This window comes from Paenibacillus sp. GL_099_B, from assembly GCF_057835695.1.
In genome coordinates this window covers 2,970,897-2,989,191 of sequence record NZ_CM174430.1, presented here as the reverse complement: position 1 = coordinate 2,989,191, position 18,295 = coordinate 2,970,897, and the positions used below count along the sequence as shown (strand labels likewise).

19 protein-coding genes are annotated in these 18,295 nt (G+C 46.0%); 6 read left to right on the top strand and 13 right to left on the bottom strand.

The window, feature by feature from the left end:
- Positions 1-162 precede the first annotated feature (162 nt).
- The 5 genes from AC3ITG_RS13905 to AC3ITG_RS13885 form a co-directional block, all read right to left on the bottom strand.
- Complete coding sequence (locus AC3ITG_RS13905; protein ID WP_489254066.1) at positions 163-1,008, bottom strand: class I SAM-dependent methyltransferase; 846 nt, start codon at positions 1,006-1,008, stop codon at positions 163-165.
- A 149-nt stretch (positions 1,009-1,157) separates the two neighbouring features.
- Positions 1,158-2,030 (bottom strand): UTP--glucose-1-phosphate uridylyltransferase GalU, encoded by an 873-nt coding sequence (galU, locus tag AC3ITG_RS13900; RefSeq protein WP_413378165.1) that lies wholly within the window; start codon positions 2,028-2,030, stop codon positions 1,158-1,160.
- A gap of 1 nt (position 2,031) precedes the next feature.
- Positions 2,032-2,469: a GtrA family protein gene (locus AC3ITG_RS13895; protein WP_413378163.1), complete on the bottom strand. Its 438-nt coding sequence runs from the start codon at positions 2,467-2,469 to the stop codon at positions 2,032-2,034.
- Positions 2,462-3,448, bottom strand: a complete 987-nt coding sequence (locus AC3ITG_RS13890) for a glycosyltransferase family 2 protein (RefSeq protein ID WP_489254065.1) — start codon at positions 3,446-3,448, stop codon at positions 2,462-2,464. Before AC3ITG_RS13890 ends, AC3ITG_RS13895 begins: the two co-directional genes overlap by 8 nt.
- A gap of 33 nt (positions 3,449-3,481) precedes the next feature.
- Positions 3,482-5,731: a glycosyltransferase family 39 protein gene (locus AC3ITG_RS13885; protein WP_489254064.1), complete on the bottom strand. Its 2,250-nt coding sequence runs from the start codon at positions 5,729-5,731 to the stop codon at positions 3,482-3,484.
- Positions 5,732-5,934: 203 nt separating this feature from the next.
- Here AC3ITG_RS13885 and AC3ITG_RS13880 point away from each other — a divergent pair, with 203 nt between their 5' ends.
- Entirely contained in the window at positions 5,935-6,618 is a 684-nt protein-coding gene (locus AC3ITG_RS13880) for a response regulator transcription factor (RefSeq protein WP_063563521.1), read from the top strand.
- Positions 6,618-8,144 (top strand): sensor histidine kinase, encoded by a 1,527-nt coding sequence (locus AC3ITG_RS13875; RefSeq protein ID WP_489254063.1) that lies wholly within the window; start codon positions 6,618-6,620, stop codon positions 8,142-8,144. The genes AC3ITG_RS13880 and AC3ITG_RS13875 overlap by 1 nt, the downstream gene beginning before the upstream one ends.
- A 149-nt stretch (positions 8,145-8,293) precedes the next feature.
- Here AC3ITG_RS13875 and AC3ITG_RS13870 read toward each other — a convergent pair whose 3' ends face one another.
- From AC3ITG_RS13870 to AC3ITG_RS13840, 7 genes are all read right to left on the bottom strand, one after another.
- Positions 8,294-8,869, bottom strand: a complete 576-nt coding sequence (locus tag AC3ITG_RS13870; protein WP_489254062.1) for a GNAT family N-acetyltransferase — start codon at positions 8,867-8,869, stop codon at positions 8,294-8,296.
- Positions 8,870-8,934: 65 nt separating this feature from the next.
- Positions 8,935-9,483, bottom strand: coding sequence for a hypothetical protein (locus tag AC3ITG_RS13865; protein WP_489254061.1), 549 nt, complete (start codon positions 9,481-9,483; stop codon positions 8,935-8,937).
- A gap of 82 nt (positions 9,484-9,565) precedes the next feature.
- Positions 9,566-10,141, bottom strand: coding sequence for a GNAT family N-acetyltransferase (locus AC3ITG_RS13860; RefSeq protein WP_489254060.1), 576 nt, complete (start codon positions 10,139-10,141; stop codon positions 9,566-9,568).
- A gap of 18 nt (positions 10,142-10,159) precedes the next feature.
- Entirely contained in the window at positions 10,160-10,636 is a 477-nt protein-coding gene (locus tag AC3ITG_RS13855; RefSeq protein ID WP_489254059.1) for an NUDIX hydrolase, read from the bottom strand.
- A gap of 186 nt (positions 10,637-10,822) precedes the next feature.
- A complete protein-coding gene (locus tag AC3ITG_RS13850; protein ID WP_489254058.1) occupies positions 10,823-11,119 on the bottom strand; it encodes a hypothetical protein in 297 nt (98 codons plus the stop codon).
- A gap of 97 nt (positions 11,120-11,216) precedes the next feature.
- Positions 11,217-12,971 (bottom strand): ATP-binding cassette domain-containing protein, encoded by a 1,755-nt coding sequence (locus tag AC3ITG_RS13845; RefSeq protein WP_489254057.1) that lies wholly within the window; start codon positions 12,969-12,971, stop codon positions 11,217-11,219.
- Positions 12,956-13,819: an ATP-binding cassette domain-containing protein gene (locus AC3ITG_RS13840; protein ID WP_489254056.1), complete on the bottom strand. Its 864-nt coding sequence runs from the start codon at positions 13,817-13,819 to the stop codon at positions 12,956-12,958. The genes AC3ITG_RS13845 and AC3ITG_RS13840 overlap by 16 nt, the downstream gene beginning before the upstream one ends.
- 112 nt (positions 13,820-13,931) lie before the next feature.
- On the opposite strand from AC3ITG_RS13840, the gene AC3ITG_RS13835 reads away from it, so the two are divergent.
- Entirely contained in the window at positions 13,932-14,522 is a 591-nt protein-coding gene (locus tag AC3ITG_RS13835) for a biotin transporter BioY (RefSeq protein WP_090949578.1), read from the top strand.
- 175 nt (positions 14,523-14,697) lie between these two features.
- Here AC3ITG_RS13835 and AC3ITG_RS13830 read toward each other — a convergent pair whose 3' ends face one another.
- Entirely contained in the window at positions 14,698-15,468 is a 771-nt protein-coding gene (locus AC3ITG_RS13830) for an SDR family NAD(P)-dependent oxidoreductase (protein WP_413378138.1), read from the bottom strand.
- A gap of 175 nt (positions 15,469-15,643) precedes the next feature.
- On the opposite strand from AC3ITG_RS13830, the gene AC3ITG_RS13825 reads away from it, so the two are divergent.
- The 3 genes from AC3ITG_RS13825 to AC3ITG_RS13815 all read left to right on the top strand — a co-directional run bounded on the left by AC3ITG_RS13825 (position 15,644) and on the right by AC3ITG_RS13815 (position 18,216).
- Positions 15,644-15,835 (top strand): TetR/AcrR family transcriptional regulator, encoded by a 192-nt coding sequence (locus AC3ITG_RS13825; protein ID WP_489254055.1) that lies wholly within the window; start codon positions 15,644-15,646, stop codon positions 15,833-15,835.
- A 72-nt stretch (positions 15,836-15,907) separates the two neighbouring features.
- Entirely contained in the window at positions 15,908-16,234 is a 327-nt protein-coding gene (locus tag AC3ITG_RS13820) for a TetR-like C-terminal domain-containing protein (RefSeq protein ID WP_489254054.1), read from the top strand.
- 257 nt (positions 16,235-16,491) lie between these two features.
- Entirely contained in the window at positions 16,492-18,216 is a 1,725-nt protein-coding gene (locus tag AC3ITG_RS13815) for a cellulase family glycosylhydrolase (RefSeq protein ID WP_489254053.1), read from the top strand.
- The last annotated feature ends 79 nt before the right edge of the window (positions 18,217-18,295 follow it).

The window sequence follows — 18,295 nt, the reverse complement described above, 5'->3', positions numbered from 1 at the left end:
GTGAAGTAAACACATTTTTTTTAGATAATGGAATTTATACGTTTTCAGCGGAGCTGAACAATTCAATTATCGCAAGAAAAACTTCAGCTAAACGCGGTCTGTCTTCTGTGAAAGTACGTCGATATACGTTTTTCTTATAAATTGCTGAAAATGGCTATTTCTTTACTTCTTTTTGGCAACAATCGCATACGTTCCCAATGGACTGCCAGGCCCTGAGGCATGATGTGTCCTAAGTAATTTCAATTCGGAAAGAAGGAGTGTTTTCACCTTATCCGAGATCGGAAGCATTTTCAGTTCCACAGGCGCTTCTGCCAGTGTCATTTCGGTTTCCCAGCGACCGTCCTGCAGCTCGGGAGAATGGATTGAAGCCTCTTCCTTAATCGTCCAGCCTGCCGCAGAGACAAGCTCTTGGATATCCTCCGGTGTAAAGAGCGTGCGCACATTAGAGAAGCTCTTCTCCTTGTAACATTCAACCTGGGACTGAATCAGAACGGATAACCAGTGCGAGAGCTGTCTCACATCTGTAACTCGTGCATCCCATTCGGCAAAACATAACTGATGTCCCCACGTCCTAACCTTGCTAAGAATCTGGGCGAGTTCGTCAAATGATTTCAAGTACCACGAACAATGGGAAAGCACAATCACATCAAACTCATTCTCGGCGAATTGGGCCTGATCACTTAGAATGTCAAAACCATAATCCATTCGAATTCGTTCACCCAGCGGAGATTTCCGCAGCTTGGCTGCCGCTTCCCCTACGGTCAGTGGTGCACCATAATCCTCAGGTGCAATGTCTACACCATGAACGTACCCATGCTCCCCCACCAGATGTGCAAGCACGGCCGTTGTATCCCCCTGACCACAACCGATTTCCAGAACGCGGCTGCCTTCCTGGATTCCCCAAAAGAGTCCCAGCTTCATCCGATGCTCCGTCTGAATGTATTGAATGGCTGCGTTATCCTCCACGTCCATATACTTAATAAGATCCCTGATGTTAGACTCATTCATGATTCCTCACTCCTCAAAGAGCAACTTGAACTTCTTGCTAATTGTAGCGTTACAGGATCCATTGTACAATGCTGGAGTCTATGCCAGAACCATGGCACACAGGAGACAAAGTCTTTAAATAGATATCAACCTCTGCTACATATCAATCCCTATCCCCACTGGGTTGCAAGCTTCTGAAGATATGGTGTCAGCATGGGCTGTAGTTCCTTACGCATCAGTCCGATCTCCAGGATCGCCTGAATATATCCGAACTGATCACCAATATCGTACCGGCGCCCCTCCAGTTCAAGGGCCAAAAGCTCTTCCACCTGGCTTACTTCTTTCAGCGCATCAGTTAGCTGATATTCTCCTCCAGCACCTCTCTCGATTCGATCCAGAATGGGAAAGATGGAAGGTTTCAGAATGTAACGTCCCATCACGGCGGTTCGGGAGGGCGCTTCTGCAATTGAAGGTTTTTCTACCAGATTGGTAATTCGGTGAACTCGATCCTCTGCCCCCTGTGAATCGATAATTCCGTATTTACTCACATCAGCAGGTTGCACCTGCCGCACGCCAACAATCTGGCTGCCTGTCTTTTCATATAAATGAATCATCTGTGCGAGCGCTGGTGGATCAGACACCATAATATCATCTCCAAGCAGTACGGCGAACGGATCATCTCCCACGAACTGACGTGCACATCCAATGGCGTGGCCCAATCCAAGCGGCTCTTTTTGACGGATAAAATGAATACTTGCCATTTCGCTGATCGCTTGAACCTCTTCAAGTAGTGCTTGCTTGCCTTTGGCGTACAGGGAATGCTCCAATTCAACCGATTTGTCAAAATGATCTTCGATCGATTTTTTATTGCGTCCGGTTACGATGATGATATTTTCAATGCCCGATTGTACCGCTTCTTCCACAATGTATTGGATGGCCGGTTTGTCCACTATCGGCAGCATTTCTTTGGGTTGCGCCTTGGTTGCCGGCAAGAATCGGGTGCCAAGCCCCGCTGCCGGAATGACTGCTTTTTTAATTCTCATATCATGAAACACTCCTTTCATTAGCATCAGATGAAGGGTCAGATCCTTGGGAAGGATCTGACCGGAACACCCAATACCGACTGGCGATATAGTTTATAACCATGCCGGAGAGAGTCGCCAGTATTTTACTCATTACAACGCTCCAACCTAAAGTGCTATTGCAGATGTACAGAATCAGGGAGGATAACGCCAGAACCACCAGATTGGTGATAACAAAACGCATGATTTCGTTTTTTTTGCCCTGTCTTCCCGCACCCTGGAAGGTCCACCTGCCGTTCCACCAGTAACTGTTCACGACCCCGCAGCTATACGAAATTACCTGGGCAATTAGAGCAGGTGTGCCTGCGGCAGCGAGCAACGTAAATACCATTGCATCCACCACCGTATTCAGGACACCCACAATTCCAAACTTAAATATCGTGACCAAACGATTAGTCATGATGAGCAACTCTGCCCGTTAACCGTGCCTGACTCGACTGACTTTCCAACTGATACACATCTCTTACGATATATAGCGGACGCGCCTTCGTTTCATCATAGATCCGTCCGACATATTCCCCTAGAATACCTAGCATAATCAGAGTGAAGCCGTTAAAAATCAGCATGATGCTAACCATTGAAGGCCATCCTTTGATCGTTGAATCTGTAAATATCGCTGAAGCGATGACACTTAGCATATAGATGAAGCCGCCGATGGATAGAACAGCACCAACGTAACCTGCAAGCTTGAGCGGTTTGTGTGAGAATGATGTAATGCCGTCCAGACTCAGCTTTAACATGCGTTTCAGCGGGTATTTCGTCTCCCCTGCCAAGCGCTCATCACGTTCATACTCAATGGCCGTCTGACGGAACCCCACCCAACTGACCAGACCTCGGACAAATCGATTTTTTTCCGGAAGACGTTTCATCTCATCACATACCTTGCGATCAATCAAACGGAAATCCCCGGTATCCACCGGAATATCCGTATCCGTCGACGCACGCAGTATGCGGTAGAACAGGCTTGCTGACCATTTCTTGAAGCGGGTCTCCCCGCTTCGTCTGGTCCGGCGGGCATAGACAACCTCATAGCCCTCTTTCCACTTGGCGATCATGTCCACGATCAGCTCGGGAGGGTCCTGAAGATCCGCATCAATAATGACGACGGCATCGCCTGCTGCATAATCCATACCTGCTGTAATCGCGATCTGGTGACCGAAGTTGCGTGCAAAATCAATCAGCTTCACACTCTCGTCCCAACGCGCGTAGTCACGGATCATCTGTGCACTTTGGTCCACGCTACCGTCATTGACAAACAGCAGCTCGTAGCTCTCTCCCGTACTGCCCATCACTTTTTTCAGACGCCGATAAGTCTCCTCAATCACCGCTTCTTCGTTATACATTGGAATGATAATGCTGTAACGGCACTTTTGAGCCATGTTCGTTCCCTCCCTTATACCATCCGATCACGCTTATAATTTCACTTCATATAAAGTAGTTTGACCGCCGAAACCGGAACCGCTGTCCGTACCCGTCTTCCACTCTGACGTTGGAATTTCGGTACCATGCTCCTTGATCCAGTCACCGATATCAGAACTGCCACCTCGGCCGCCCATGCCACCTACCATGAAGTATTTCACTTGTCCACTCTTCACAAGTTGTTCCAGTTTTTCCGTGGTATACACCGGATCTGAGCCCGAGAACCCGCCAAGTGTAATGACTGCTTCATTTTCATCGATGATATATGGAGCTGCCTGGTTATAGTCCGTCGTTGCGAAGAGATAGGTTTCACCTGTGTTATGCTCTCTCAGGTAATTCAGTGTTGTAGTGTCCACTTCTTCGTTGCGGTTTCCCGCTCCACCTCGACCACCTGTCGTCGGCATGCCTCCGCCGCCATTCATGTTTCCTCCTGAATTCGGAGCTGTTCCCATGCCCGCCTTATTCGGGTCAGCTTCATCGGACGATGGGAAAGCCTGATCGGTGTCGGTGTCAGTTGATGCGTTCGACGGAGCCATACCGCCACCATTGCGATCACCTTGTCTATCCCCCATTGCCATGCCCATTCCACCGAACATCCCATTGGAACCTGTAGGTCCAGCCGCCGGAATCATGCTGTTACCTCCATACGTGATAGGTGTGAATGCCCAATAGGTCGGACCGATCAGCATAACCATGAAGCCTGTGATAATTAACCCCTGTTTCCATGGGTGTGAACGATTAAGCATCACAATCAGAATAACCGTGATCAGAATGCCTGCAATTAATTCACCTATGGACCAACCTGTCCCTATAGTTTCGTTATACACCTGCATGATGTACCAGCCGAAGATGGTCGTAAGCAGCACGGATAACGGAAGCAACCAGGCTTGCCAGCCATTTCGTTCACGATACGCCGTCCACATGGTTGCAAATCCTGCTCCGGTTAATGCCGCTACCGGAGGTGCGAGCATGATCAGATAATATTGATGGAAGAAACCAGCCACACTGAAGAAAGCAGCTACCGGAAGCAGCCAGGCCAGCCAGAACAAAGCTTCCTTGTGCTTATCCGTTATATTTCTCCGTCTTAACCCTGCAAAAATGGCGATGCAGCCGAGTAATACAATCGGCAAAAGCCAACTGGCCTGACCGGACAGTTCGGTCTGGAATAACCGCAGAGGACCTTTCTCCCCGGTACCAAACATGCCACCCATGCCTCCACCGCCGCCATTACCGCCTCCGAAATTTCTTCCATTAGGCATCTCGCCACCGTTTGGCATCTGACCGCCTGGGAAAGTCATTCCGTTCATGCCACCCATTTCACCATTTCCTGGTGCATTGCCTGTTGGAGTCGAGCCGCTGCCCGACTGATCGGATCCTGATGTCTGGGAAGCAGCGTTGCCACGCGTCTTGCCTTCATCAGAGGCGTTTGGCATACCTGCATTCGAAGATCTGTTCTGTTGCCCTGTGAGACGGGATAAGCCGTTATATCCAAAAGCCAGTTCCAGCACCGAATTGGTTTCACTGCTGCCGATATAAGGCCGTTCATCTGTCGGTATAGAATCCACAGTGACTGCCCAGGATAAGGAAACGACTGCCAGCACTGCCGTACTTCCGATCAGCAAGACGATTTTTCTTCTCCACTTTGCGTTGAATGCAAGCAGATAGAACAAGTAGAAAGCCGGAAGAATCATGTAGGCTTGCAGCATTTTCATATTAAAAGCAAGTCCAATGAGTGCAAAGGCAACCAAAATGCGCCATGCACTGCCATGTTTGCTTCCCTTGAACAAAAACCATGAACCCAGCAGCAACGTGAACACCAGCATGCTGTCAATATTGTTGGTACGGCTGACCGCTGCCACAACAGGAACAGTCGCCATCGCAAGTGCTGAGATTCGCGCCGCGGCAAGACCAAATGTAGGCTTGACCATGAAATATATCAGCAGCACCGAACCGATCCCCGCTAACGCTTGCGGTAAAATAACACTCCATCCATGCAATCCAAAAACGTAAGCAAACGCGGTTTGAATCCAGAAGACAACCGGTGGTTTGTCTACGGTTACCGAACCAGCCGAGTCGAGCGATGCGTAGAAAAAGTTATGGAAATTCCTCAGCATGCTCCCTACGGCGGTCGTATAATAGGAATTGGCATATTGATCATTCCAGATGCCATACCCATTCAGAAATGCCGCCAGTAAAACAATCGGCAGAAGGACAAGATCAATCCTTCGTTTGGCGTTATTCAATCTCAATCACTCCTTCAAGTTCTTCATGTCTACTATTGTGACATGCCAAAGTAAAACTGGGATGAGTGCCCGCTGAATGTTGCCTGAGGATAACTTGCAAACTTTTCAGCTAATTTTCAGTTTGGCGAGCGATAATACAGCATATAGACCTCTAGAATGGAGGGTATGTAATAGATGGATTCAACGGGGAGGAACGCCTGCTTATGAAGCTAAGTACTGGCATTAAAATACTATTGGCAGATGATGAACCACATATTTTGCAATTTCTGGAGCTTGGACTAAGCAACGAAGGCTTTGACGTGCGTACGGCCCCGGATGGAGCCGCTGCGCTTGAATTGGCACTCGACTTTCGTCCACATATGGCAATTCTGGATGTCATGATGCCTGAGATGGATGGGTTTGAGGTTGTTGAGCGTCTGCGCAAGAGCGGGGCTCAAGTCGGGGTGATCATGCTGACAGCCAAAGATGAAGTTGAGAATCGGGTAAAAGGCCTATGGCTTGGTGCTGACGATTATATGATTAAGCCTTTTGCGTTCGATGAACTGCTTGCACGGATTCAGGCAAGGCTGCGTAATCAGTTTCCTTTATTAATAGGGGCAGTGACTCATGGTCCATTCCGAATTGATGATCAGCGCAAAGAGATTACCTATCATGATCAGATTCTGGAGTTATCTCCAACCGAATATGAACTATTAAAATTCATCGTGCTCAATCATGGTATTGTCCTAAGTAAAGCGACCATTCTGAACCGCGTGTGGGGATATGATTTTGGTGGAGAAGAGAATATTGTGGAGGTGTACGTCCGCTCCTTGCGTGACAAACTGGGGGATAAAGAACATAAGCTCATTCGTACACTTCGAGGTGTCGGATACAGGGTGGATCTCTAATGACCTCTTTATTAAAGAAAGATAAACATCTTTGGACATGGCTTCATCAATGGATATCGCCACGTTCGCTCCGCTCTCAATTACTCGCGCGATCCCTGTTTATTATGGCTGCTCTGTTATTGTTAATTGGCATTCTTCAATTCTGGATTATGGAAAGCTTTCTGTATCGCAACCAGGCGAAAACCATGGAAGAGCAGCTCATGTCCATGCCTCCTGTGTGGCTCGGATCGTCTTCACGAAGTGCTGCGACGAACAATCCTTTTGGTGGGCAATCTGGATCAGATCCAAGAGGATCAGGCAATCGTTTCTTATACATTCCTGATCGTTCACTGGCCTTATTCGATAATCAAAGTGGCTTCGAGGACATTTTTGGTGAAGACGGTCTGACCGCTCCTCGCTTGACATCAGTTGAATATCAGAACATCACAGATCGGATCAACGATAAACAACATGTTCCGTACCGGATTGTAACGGATAACCGAGGCAATGAGCAGCTAATCGTCTTCTCTTCGCCTGGACCACGTAATCGCGGCTTACCCATGGTACAGATGGGCACCGCTACGAAACCGCTAAAAGATCTGATTGTGAAACAGCTTCTGATCTTCTTGATGTTATCCCTTCTGGCTATGGTAGCTGGACTCGTTCTATACGCCAAAGCACTTCGCCGGACATTGATTCCCTTGTCCAGTATGGTAGATACTGTGCAACGGATCGATGCAGGCAGCCTGGCCGAACGCCTTCCTTCTGTCCAGGGACAACAGGAAGTGGATCAACTGGCGCTTTCATTTAACGGCATGCTCGAGAGGCTTGAAGACTCGTTTGAAGCGGAGCGGGAGTCAAAAGAGCAGATGCAGCGTTTTCTGTCCGATGCTTCCCATGAACTGCGTACCCCTCTTACCTCCATTCACGGATTTATTGAGGTGCTCAGGCGAGGCGCAGCCTCCAACAGCGAGCAATTATATAGCGCTTTGAACAGCATGTATGGTGAATCGGTGCGGATTAACAAACTTGTAGAGGATCTGCTGATGCTGACCAAGCTGGATCAGGCACCTCAGCAGGAGCAGGAAGTCATCCAACTTGACAGTCTGCTGCTCGAAATGCAGCCACAGTTGATCATGATGGCTCAGGAAAGACAGGTTCATCTCGACCTGACCGCTGAAGTTCATGTAATGGCTGATGCTCACAAATTGAAGCAGGTTGTACTCAATCTGTTCCACAATGCAGTACAGCACACCGATTCAGATCGGGGAACCATTAGCATCACGTTATATGCCGCTCAGCATAAAGCCGAGTTAACCGTAAAAGATAACGGCTCAGGAATTGAACCGGAACATCTCCCTCATATCTTTGAACGCTTCTATCGCACAAGCTCTTCCCGTTCGAGAAAACAAGGGGGCGCGGGTCTTGGACTTGCCATTACCCGGTCGATTGTGGAATCGTATGGCGGGAAAATTACAGTGCGCAGCCAAGTAGGCGCAGAAACGGAATTTACGATTTTGCTGCCTTTGGTCAAGAGTGAAGCCTAAGCTGAACGAGGGTTGTAAGACGGAGCTTTTCGTTTTCTTGTGGCTCTTATCGCATGACAAATAACCCTTTCATTTCTGTGGAGAAATGAAAGGGTTATTTGTTTAGTATCGGATTGGTGGATTTGTATGTAGTGCATCTGTACCGGGGGTTATCGTTGGAGCTTTAACAGTTGATAATGGTTGTACGGTTCATTCTCGATTTCGATCATATTCAGCCATTCAAAATTGCATTTCTGTATTACCTTATTCGATGCCTGATTCGTTATTAAAGCGATGGCATTCAACACTTCAACGTTTGTATTTTCAAATAAATATTGTGTTATTCCTTGTACTGCCTGCGTTGTATAACCACGGTTCCGGAAGTGTTTCGAAATGCCGTACATAATCTCCCGATTGGGCGCTGGCAGTTCTTCCTTGATCCCCGAACAGCACCATCCAATAAACTCATCATTTTCTTTGAGCACTATAGCCAAACGTAAATACAGGTCTCCGATGTCCCCTCCCGCCAAAACAGCTTGTTTAAAATTCTGATTCTCAGGGATTTCGTATTGAGTGAGCCAAAGTGCTCTCTCTTCAACCGTAGCATTCCATCCCGGCAAAAATTCGTAAACCTCAGGTTGCCAGGTAATTTCCTGCAATTTCTCCAAATCCTCAGATCGATATTCGCGCAAATAAATATCTTTGCAGTCAATGATTAATTCATCACTTTGTATGGTTTGTTTCATAATGCCTCCTGGTGTACATCTTATCTACCCTTTTGCGTCTCACTTTAAAGCTCGATAACAAAAAATCAATTCAAATTATAAGCTTGTATTACGTTGTTCTCTTCATCAAGAGCATACACATTCGTGAACGTTGTAATTAACATCATTTCGTCTTCACTCTGGTAAGCTTCCGGCATTTTCACGATAAACGTATTATTGCTGGACTCAACCTCCTGAGTCTCACCGTTTGTGTATTCAATCTTAAACTTGTGTACAGGCATATCGGAATATAAAGCGCCCCATATAAAATTCCCTTTGTTGTTCTTCGGTTCCGCTTGTACCAAAAAGGCAGGCCCCAGATCTGAACTCGCTGTCCAACCTGATTCACTATCCGTATCATAGTGATATCTCCCATTCTTATGTTCATAAGCAGCGAAAACATATTGTGTTTGATCCAGTGACAAGACCAGTTCATTTTGCTGATCTACATTTACCACTTGAAGGGGGTACTTCCAAGTAGACTGAACAGCCCTCTCTAACGTTTTATATCCAAAAATATCATTCCAGAAGAATACACTAACACTAACCAGTACACATACAACAAAGCACGAACTTATCCATAACAGCTTCCTCATATTTCACCTCTTGCACATTGTCAGTTACCTAACAAACATTGGCAGATCATAAACACCGTGAAACTTTGATTTTAAATGGGACTCACGCAAGTCCTTCCTTATCGATAAACTCGTCTTTGGTTAATCCGAACAGGATCATATCCTGGTATTTTCCATCGGTATAAATAACCTGACGACGCACGCCTTCCTGCACACATCCAAGCTTTCTCATCATGGCTGCAGATGGTTCATTGCCTTCGAGAACAGAATCATTGAATTTATTAAGCCGACGCTCGAAAAAGGCATATTTCAGCAAAATTCGAATGGCTCTCGTCCCGTATCCTTTTCCGCGATGGTCCCTGTCAATTTGAATTCCAATGCTAAAGGTACCATTCCGCTCATCGATGCTGTTCAGATTCACGCCCCCAACATTTACACCATCCATATTTTCAATCGTGAACATGATCCGTCCTCTGTCTAGAGAGAAATCGGAGAATGCTTCCGTAAATTTCTTTGCCTCAGCATTCGTAGGTGGCAGCTCTACCTCACATTCCAGTAAACGACGAGCGGGTGAATCAAATCGGTTATAATAATGATCCTCCCAATCTTCCTCACGCAAAGCACGTAATCTGACCTTATTATCCTGCCAAAAATACGCGCTATAGTTAATCTCTCTCATTCTGATATCCCCCATTATTTAGTTTTCTAGCTTTACAAATACATCTTCTTTGTTCCTCAGATCTTCAATAATTTGCTTGTGTGTAGGTAAGAAATGTTCTGGTATGGAATGTATATCAAAAAATCGTGTTTCTATGGACTCTTCACTCTCTTTTATCGTTCCACAAAAGTCGTTGCTTTTGAACATTACTTGCACCAACGCAACTTCATCTCCATTACTATAAACCACCTCGTATTCAGGACCTGAGTATATCGAGAATAATTCTATTGAATTCAGTGTTAAACCTGTTTCTTCATATACTTCTCTTTGTGCTGTCTCCTGAACGGTTTCTCCTATCTCCATAAATCCACCTGGAAACCCCCAAAATCCATTATCCGATCGTTTTTGTAATAGAACTCTGCCAGTCTCATCGAGTACGATAGCCCCTGAAACCACCATGATAACTTTGGCGTTCCCCACAAATGACCGCATATACTGAATATAGTCCTGATCCATGGTTATCTCCTTATATTGTTATAATTGATATTCACAAACTTTCTTAATATGAGCTACGCCTATGATAACCCATATTGTGGAATTTGAGGAGATTTGTTTTCATAAACGATACAACTAAAAATAGCCCCCGGACAGGAAGATCCTGCCGAAGGCTATCATCTATTTTATAATACGTCATTATGATTCTTATTCTTCCGGGTATTGAGACTTGGTTACATTATCGGGGACCGTTTCATCATAGACGTCCTGACCGGGATAATCCCGAACCTCACCTTCGTGCAGCTCATGATTTTCATAATCGAAACGATGCGCGGTCCTTTGATCCACTCGCCACGGCGAGCTTTTGCCAAGAGATTCAGACATTAGAGATGAGCCGTAAGGACCTTCAGGGAACTCTTCGAGTGTGATATCATTTCGCTGCGACTCCACCGTGGACACATCGGTATATTCTTGTCTTTCTTCTTGCAGAAATTTATCCTTCATCGTTCGTCCCTCCATATCTGCTTCGTGGTGATCAAAGCATGTTTATTTTGAACGGAAATGAAAGGATTTATGCATGATCAATGGCAAACACTGCGTTTCAATCTCTGATCCAGAAATAAAATACAAAAACAATAAGTCCGATTATGCAAATCCTTGTATCTCGTTTGGACCATACCAATAAGGAGGAACGTGCTCCAAGCAGTGAATTCTCTCTAACTTTCCGCATTTCCATCGCAATCGTCATATCTTCTGCACGCTGAAACAGCGCCATGAGCAAGGGAATGACCATTGGACCAAGATCACGTAGCCGTACTGTATTCGGTCGTAATGCAGCTTTGCCACGTGCCCGGACGATCAGCGAGAATCGCTGCCATTCACTCCAGATCATCGGGATAAAACGAAAGATTAAAGACACGGCGAGTGCAAACGACGACACGGGCAGCTTGATTTTTTTGCCGATACCAAGTACCCAATTCAGTCCCTCGACCATACGGCCATAAGGCGTAGTCAGTGAAAACCAAAGACTTGCCAACGTGACGATAAACAAACGGTATACATTCAGTAACGTCCCCTCCGCCTGCATCAGGGAAAATCCGAACTGTAGGCCGCCGCCTTCTGTAGAAAGAGTCGTCCCCGACAACGCGGTTGATACGAGAAAGAACAGTACGAGCGGTTTCATTAATTTCAAGCATCCCATCAGAGCCTGCCGTGGCAGCACAACGAGCGCCAAGATGACTGGCACCAACGTAAGAGAGAGACCTAACCATTCGTGTTGAAGCATCGCCGCAGTCACGAGCAAAATGTATAAAATCCATTTCAGACGCGGGTCCATGGCACCATACAATCCTCTGCTTGATCCTGATTCTGCGTGGGTGTATATGGTTTCCTGTGTGCCTTCTCCTCCCGAAGTGTCGGGGCTTGAAAAGGCAAGCTTTGCTTCATCCATTTTGAGTTGATCCTTATTGCCAATAACATCAACCTTCTGCTCTAAAGGCTCATTGACGGACTGAACAATACCTTCAGCCATTTCCTCCGGGGTCAACGCAGTACACGGAAAATGAATGCCCGCCGCCGCAAATTGTTGTGCCAGTTGCATAGAAGGTGGCAGACCAATTCCGGCAAGCTCCAGCAGATCTGGTCTTGTATGAAGTTCCCGAGGCGTGAGATCAGCAACAAGACGCCCCTCCTGCAACAAAAGAACCCGATCTGCATGCGGTAAAAACGTGTCCAGATCGTGTGTAGCCACAATGGCTCCCTCACCTGCAGTTCGATGCTGGTTCAAAGCATCCAGCAGCATGATCACACTTTGTGCTTCCAATCCGGCGCTGGGTTCATCGAGCATTAGCCATGAAGGCTGCGTAGCAGTTCCCAGGGCAAGCCCCAATCTTCTCCGTTCACCCCCACTTAGAGCAAAGGGTGATCTGTCTGAATGGAATCGTTCTTCCTCTCCATGACCCGCTGGAGAGTCCCAGCGCTCCAGTGCTTCGGAAATCTGCTTTTTCTTTTGTTCATCCGGTAGCCGATATGGACGCAGGGAATAAGCAAATTCACGCCCAATGCTTCGGGCGAACAGTTGCTGCTCCGGGAATTGAAAGACCAACCCCATTTGCAACAAAATGGACTGTGGTACTTTCCCATTCTGCCAGAAAGGCTCTCCGTCCAGCTTGAGGCTACCCTCATCTGGAGGTTTTAGGCCAGCGATCGTTTGCAGCAGTGTGGTTTTTCCTGATCCTGTGCAGCCTAATAATAAAGTGATTTCGCCACGGTTCAGTCGGACAGTGATATCTTGAAGCAGCGCTCTTTTGTCAGGTTGTGATGAAGCTATACCTACATGTTCTAATTCGATTGCCAAAGGGCTACCTCCTTAACCAACTGCTCTGGTCGCAGAGGTGTCACATGTTGCAGCAGACCTTTCCGTTTCAGGAGTAGAGCCGTCTGTACTGTAAAAGGCGGAGCAAGCCCAAGCTGTTCGCAGGGTGATGGTTGTTGTGCTCCTTTTCCAGCGTCAGCCGTTGTCTCTTCCTTATCTTCTCCATAGAAGAAAGCCGCAGGCGCTCCATCGTAGACACAGCGTCCCTGTTCCATGGCAATAATTCGATTGCAAAGAGTCGCTTCCTCCAAATGATGCGTAATCCAGATTACCGCCGTCCCCTGCTGGACAATAGTTTGAACTACAGCTTCCATTCGATCTCTGGCTCCCGGATCAAGCATGGCCGTAGGTTCGTCCAGAATGAGTACATCCGGCTTGGCCGCCAGCGCTACCGCGATATTAAGCAACTGCTTCTGTCCTCCAGACAGCATCGATATTGCCGCCTGTGGCGGGTGTTCAAGTCCTACCGTATGTAATGCGTGCTCTCTCCGACGTAATTGTTCATCAGGAGATTCTAGCAGTGAGGATAAGGCAAAATGAAATTCCTCCTCAATGGTATCTCCAAGTACCTGCGCATCAGGCTGCTGGAGCACTCCACGAACAACCAGTTCTGGAGCAGCCATTCTTTCTCCGCCGGATAGCGGAGTGAATCCAATCAGCAGTCCAGCCAGCGTACTTTTGCCGCTACCATTGGCTCCCACAATACTTATCCACTCACCGGGAGCTAAATCCAACGAAACCCCATCCACTGCCTTACGAACACGTCCTGACTCGGAAGCATAATGAACACGGACATTCTCTAGTTTTATCAAAGGTGTAACGTCTTGCATCGCAAATTGGTCCTTTCCCTTTTGAATCTTTTGTGGTACGATCCAAATCGTTAACCACATCCGTTTAATCGGTTAACAATAAGATTACCAAAAATGAAAGGAATGTTCAAACATGAAATTATCTTTGCGAGGTATTGTATTCAGCGCACTGATGGCAGCCATACTTGTTCTTTTTGGTTACATAAGTATTCCCATTGGTTTCTCTCCTGTGCCGATTACATTGCAAACACTTGCGGTTATGCTGGCAGGAGGACTGCTTGGCCCATTATATGGTTTTCTAAGTGTCGCTTTGGTCGTAGTCCTGACTGCAATTGGCTTCCCGCTTCTGCATGGCGCAGGCGGACTTGCAGTACTCCTTGGGCCTACCGGGGGATATGTCATGATGTGGCCCTTCTCCGCATTGCTCATTGGGTTATTACTCAGCAGAATCAAACTGAACGGATTCGTTGGTTATTTCCTGGCCTTTATCGTATTTGAGGTATTTGGTTCAATGTTGATCTATGTTTCGGGCGTGCCCTGGTTGGCCTATGCCTACAAAATGTCATTACCCGAAGCCATGATACAAGGGTTCTATCCCTACATCATCGGTGATCTAATCAAAGCCTTGTTCGCTGCGATCATCATCGCACCTGTGCGCATGGTCTTCCCTCCGCAACGACTGACAGGCAACATGAACTCAACAGTGGTAAAGGCCGACTCCTGATATCGCTAGTTGTATAATGTAATCTTGAACTGAATTTACGAACAAAGCCGTACCCACGTAAACAGAATATCAATCTGTTCACGTAGGACACGGCTTTTGTCTATCGTTTATTATTCCTGACCATTCCCACTATAAAAGGATAAAATTTAGCAAGAATTAGGGCCAGTCAATTTTATTAGCGTGACGTATATCCTGCATCGGCGTGGATCGTAGTGCCTGTGATATAGGAGGCGGCGTCAGATGCCAGCCAGAGACTTGCTTGAGCAATTTCATTAGGTTGTCCAAAACGATTAAGCAAGCTCAACTGAGGAGCATATTCCTCTGCCGTGAAACCGAATTGATCCAAAGCACCTCGTAGCATTGGGGTATCTATTGCTCCTGGAGCAACCGAGTTAACCCGAATGTTGTGTGGTCCGTTTTCCATCGCGGCTACTTTGGTCATGCCAACCACGCCATGCTTGGCAGCTACATAAGCAATGTTGTTGGGTTGAGGACGGAATCCGCTCACCGATGAAATGTTAATAATGGAACCGCCTTTGCCTTGTTTCAGCATTTGCTGAAGTTCATATTTCATACACAACGCAGTACCTGTCAGGTCAACCGAAATCAAGCGATGCCAGTAGGCTTCGTCAAATTCAGCTGCTGGTTTGTCATCTGGCGTGAGTGCGGCATTATTAACGGCCACGTCCAGTTGTCCATAAGTCTCAACTGCAAATTTCACCATTGCTTGTACTTCTTCCGATTTGGAAATATCGACTTTCACGAAAGCGGATTCACCACCAGCCGCACGAATGGATTCAACGACAGCCTGTCCTTTCTCTTCGTTAAAATCTGCAACGACTACTTTTGCTTTGGCAGCTGCAAAAAGTTGAGCAGTTGCTTCACCCATGCCCATCGCTGCCCCTGTTACAATGGCCACTTTACCTTCCAATACGGGAAATGTCATATGAATACCTCCATTAATATTAATTTTAAACAATCCTCAATATATCTATATCATTGACCTTATTCAATCCGTAATATGCCTAGAATTGTACGTTACTGTACACTTGATCGTATTTTGTACACCAAGTTGCAGAATTAAGTGACATGAACGATACTGTAAACGAGGTGAACTATTCATGACAGATCGAATTGACAAACGCATCTTGCGTTCCAAGTCGGATATCAAAGAAACTTTTCTACGCTTGCTTTCACAAAAGCCTTTTCAACAGATCTCCATATCTGAAATTGTCCGGGAGGCCAATTATAATCGGGGCACATTTTATGCCAATTTCGCAACCAAAGAGGATTTGCTTCGTGAGATTATTTAGGAGGTTCTAGTCGAATTTGTTCAACAGATCAAGAATCCCTACAGGTACATTACCAAAGTCAATTTAAAAGAAATGCATGCCGAAGATATCACGCTGTTTACATATTTGAAAGAACAAGCTGCATTATACAAATTGTTATTAAGTGATCATATCCAGGTGGATTTCCGCTACCAAATGGCGAGAGTCATTGAGGATCTTTTTGTAGCAGAATACGAGTATGAGCTTGAGGAAGGGTCGGTAATTGATCCCAAATGGTTATATATCTATCGGGCACATGGAGTCGCAGGTCTTTTGATTCGCTGGATTGAAGAAGATTTTCCAACGCCCCCGCAATATATGAACACACAAATTGTAGAATTAATGCTGTTATCCACAGAAGTTTTTCATGTAAAAAAGTAATCTGTATCATACCCTACGATATTCCATAATTGTCATAATCACTAATTTTCACATGAATTATCATCCAATTATCATGGTATTTTCTTTGAATAAATCATGATATATTTGCATTTCGGAAAACGTTTTCAATACTTAATTTGGTGGTGATTCCATTTAAATCAATCTAGGTTCTTGTTCTATGCTAAACTTAAATCGCCAATTTTTGTAAGCGCTCTATTTTTAGTTCATCGATTATAATTACAAAGGAGAATATGTTAATGAACAAAAACCGCAAATCGGCCCTCTCACTCACTATCGTAACGGCAATGATCCTATCCCTGTTCTCATCAGCCTTCGCTTCTGCTGCTACAGATGACTCGATTCAGGCAAATGCAGCCGCTGCTCCAACCAATATTCAGTCCTATGTTACTGCGATGGAGCCGGGCTGGAATCTGGGTAACTCGCTGGACGCTGTTGGTACAGATGAAACGGCCTGGGGTAACCCTCTGATCACTCAGCAACTGATTCAAAATATCGCCAATCAAGGCTACAAGAGCATTCGTATTCCAGTGACCTGGCAAGCTCATATAGGAGGAGCACCTAACTACACTATTGATACCGCTTACATGAATCGTGTACAACAGGTTGTAAACTGGGCCCTGGATGCCAATCTGTATGTCATGATCAATATCCATCACGATTCATGGCAGTGGATCAGCTATATGGAGAATGACCATGCCAATGTTCTTGCTCGTTACAATTCTGCCTGGACTCAAATTGCAAACAAATTCAAAAACTCATCCACTAAGCTGATGTTCGAAAGTGTAAATGAACCACGCTTCACCGAAGGTGGTACAACGAATACCGCTACTGCTTACGCTTTGCTGGATGAGTTGAATGTATCTTTTCATAACATCGTGAGAGCATCGGGCGGAAATAATGCAACACGTCCATTGGTCCTCCCAACGATGCATACCTCTTCCGCTCAACCAGATCTGGATGCATTATCCCAGACAATTGCGAAATTGAATGACCCTAACATTATCGCTACCGTTCACTACTATGGTTTCTGGCCATTCAGCGTTAATATCGCAGGGTACACCAAATATAATGCTGAAGTGCAACAAGATATTACGGATACATTTGACCGAGTGTACAATGCATTCACAGCCAAAGGTATTCCGGTTATCGTCGGTGAGTATGGCTTACTCGGCTTTGATCAGCACACAGGCGTCATTGAGCAAGGTGAGAAGTTAAAATTCTTTGAATTTATTGGCCAGTACCTACGTCAGAAACAGATGACCACCATGTTATGGGATAATGGACAGCATTTTGGCCGTAGCAGCTTCACCTGGTCTGATCAGGATCTGTATAACACGATGAAAGCAAGCTGGACAGGTCGTTCCTCCACAGCTGAATCGGATCTGGTTTATCTGAAAAAAGGGGCTGCAATTCAGGATAAAACAGTAAAACTGAATCTCAATGGCAATACATTTAGCTCTCTTGCTAATGGCAGCACTACCCTTGTTCAAGGTACAGATTATACGATCAGTGGTGATGTGCTGACATTGAAATCCCGTCTGTTGACCAGACTGACCACTTCAGGCAATCTTGGTGTTAATGCCAAGTTGACCGTAAAATTCAACAAAGGCGCAAACTGGAACCTGAATATCATCAAATATGATACGCCTAAACTGAGCAATGTAACGGGCACAACGAGCTCGTTTGCGATTCCGACTACCTTTAATGGCAATCAGCTGGCCACCATGGAAGCAACTTATACAAGTGGCGGAAACGCAGGTCCGCAAAACTGGACTTCTTTTAAAGAATTTTCCTACGCTTTCAGTCCAAATTATAGTAGCAACGTCATTGAACTGAAACAAAACTTCTTCAACGAAACGAATAATGGCGAAGTCATTCTCAAGTTCCACTTCTGGAGCGGAGACGTCATTACGTACAAAATTACGAAGAATGGTTCCAGTGTTGTCGGAATCTCTTCCTAATAGAGTTTCACAGCTCAATGTGTAGCACATAGGAATTCAATTCACGAAACGTTGTGTCCAGGGCAACAGGCTCTGGACA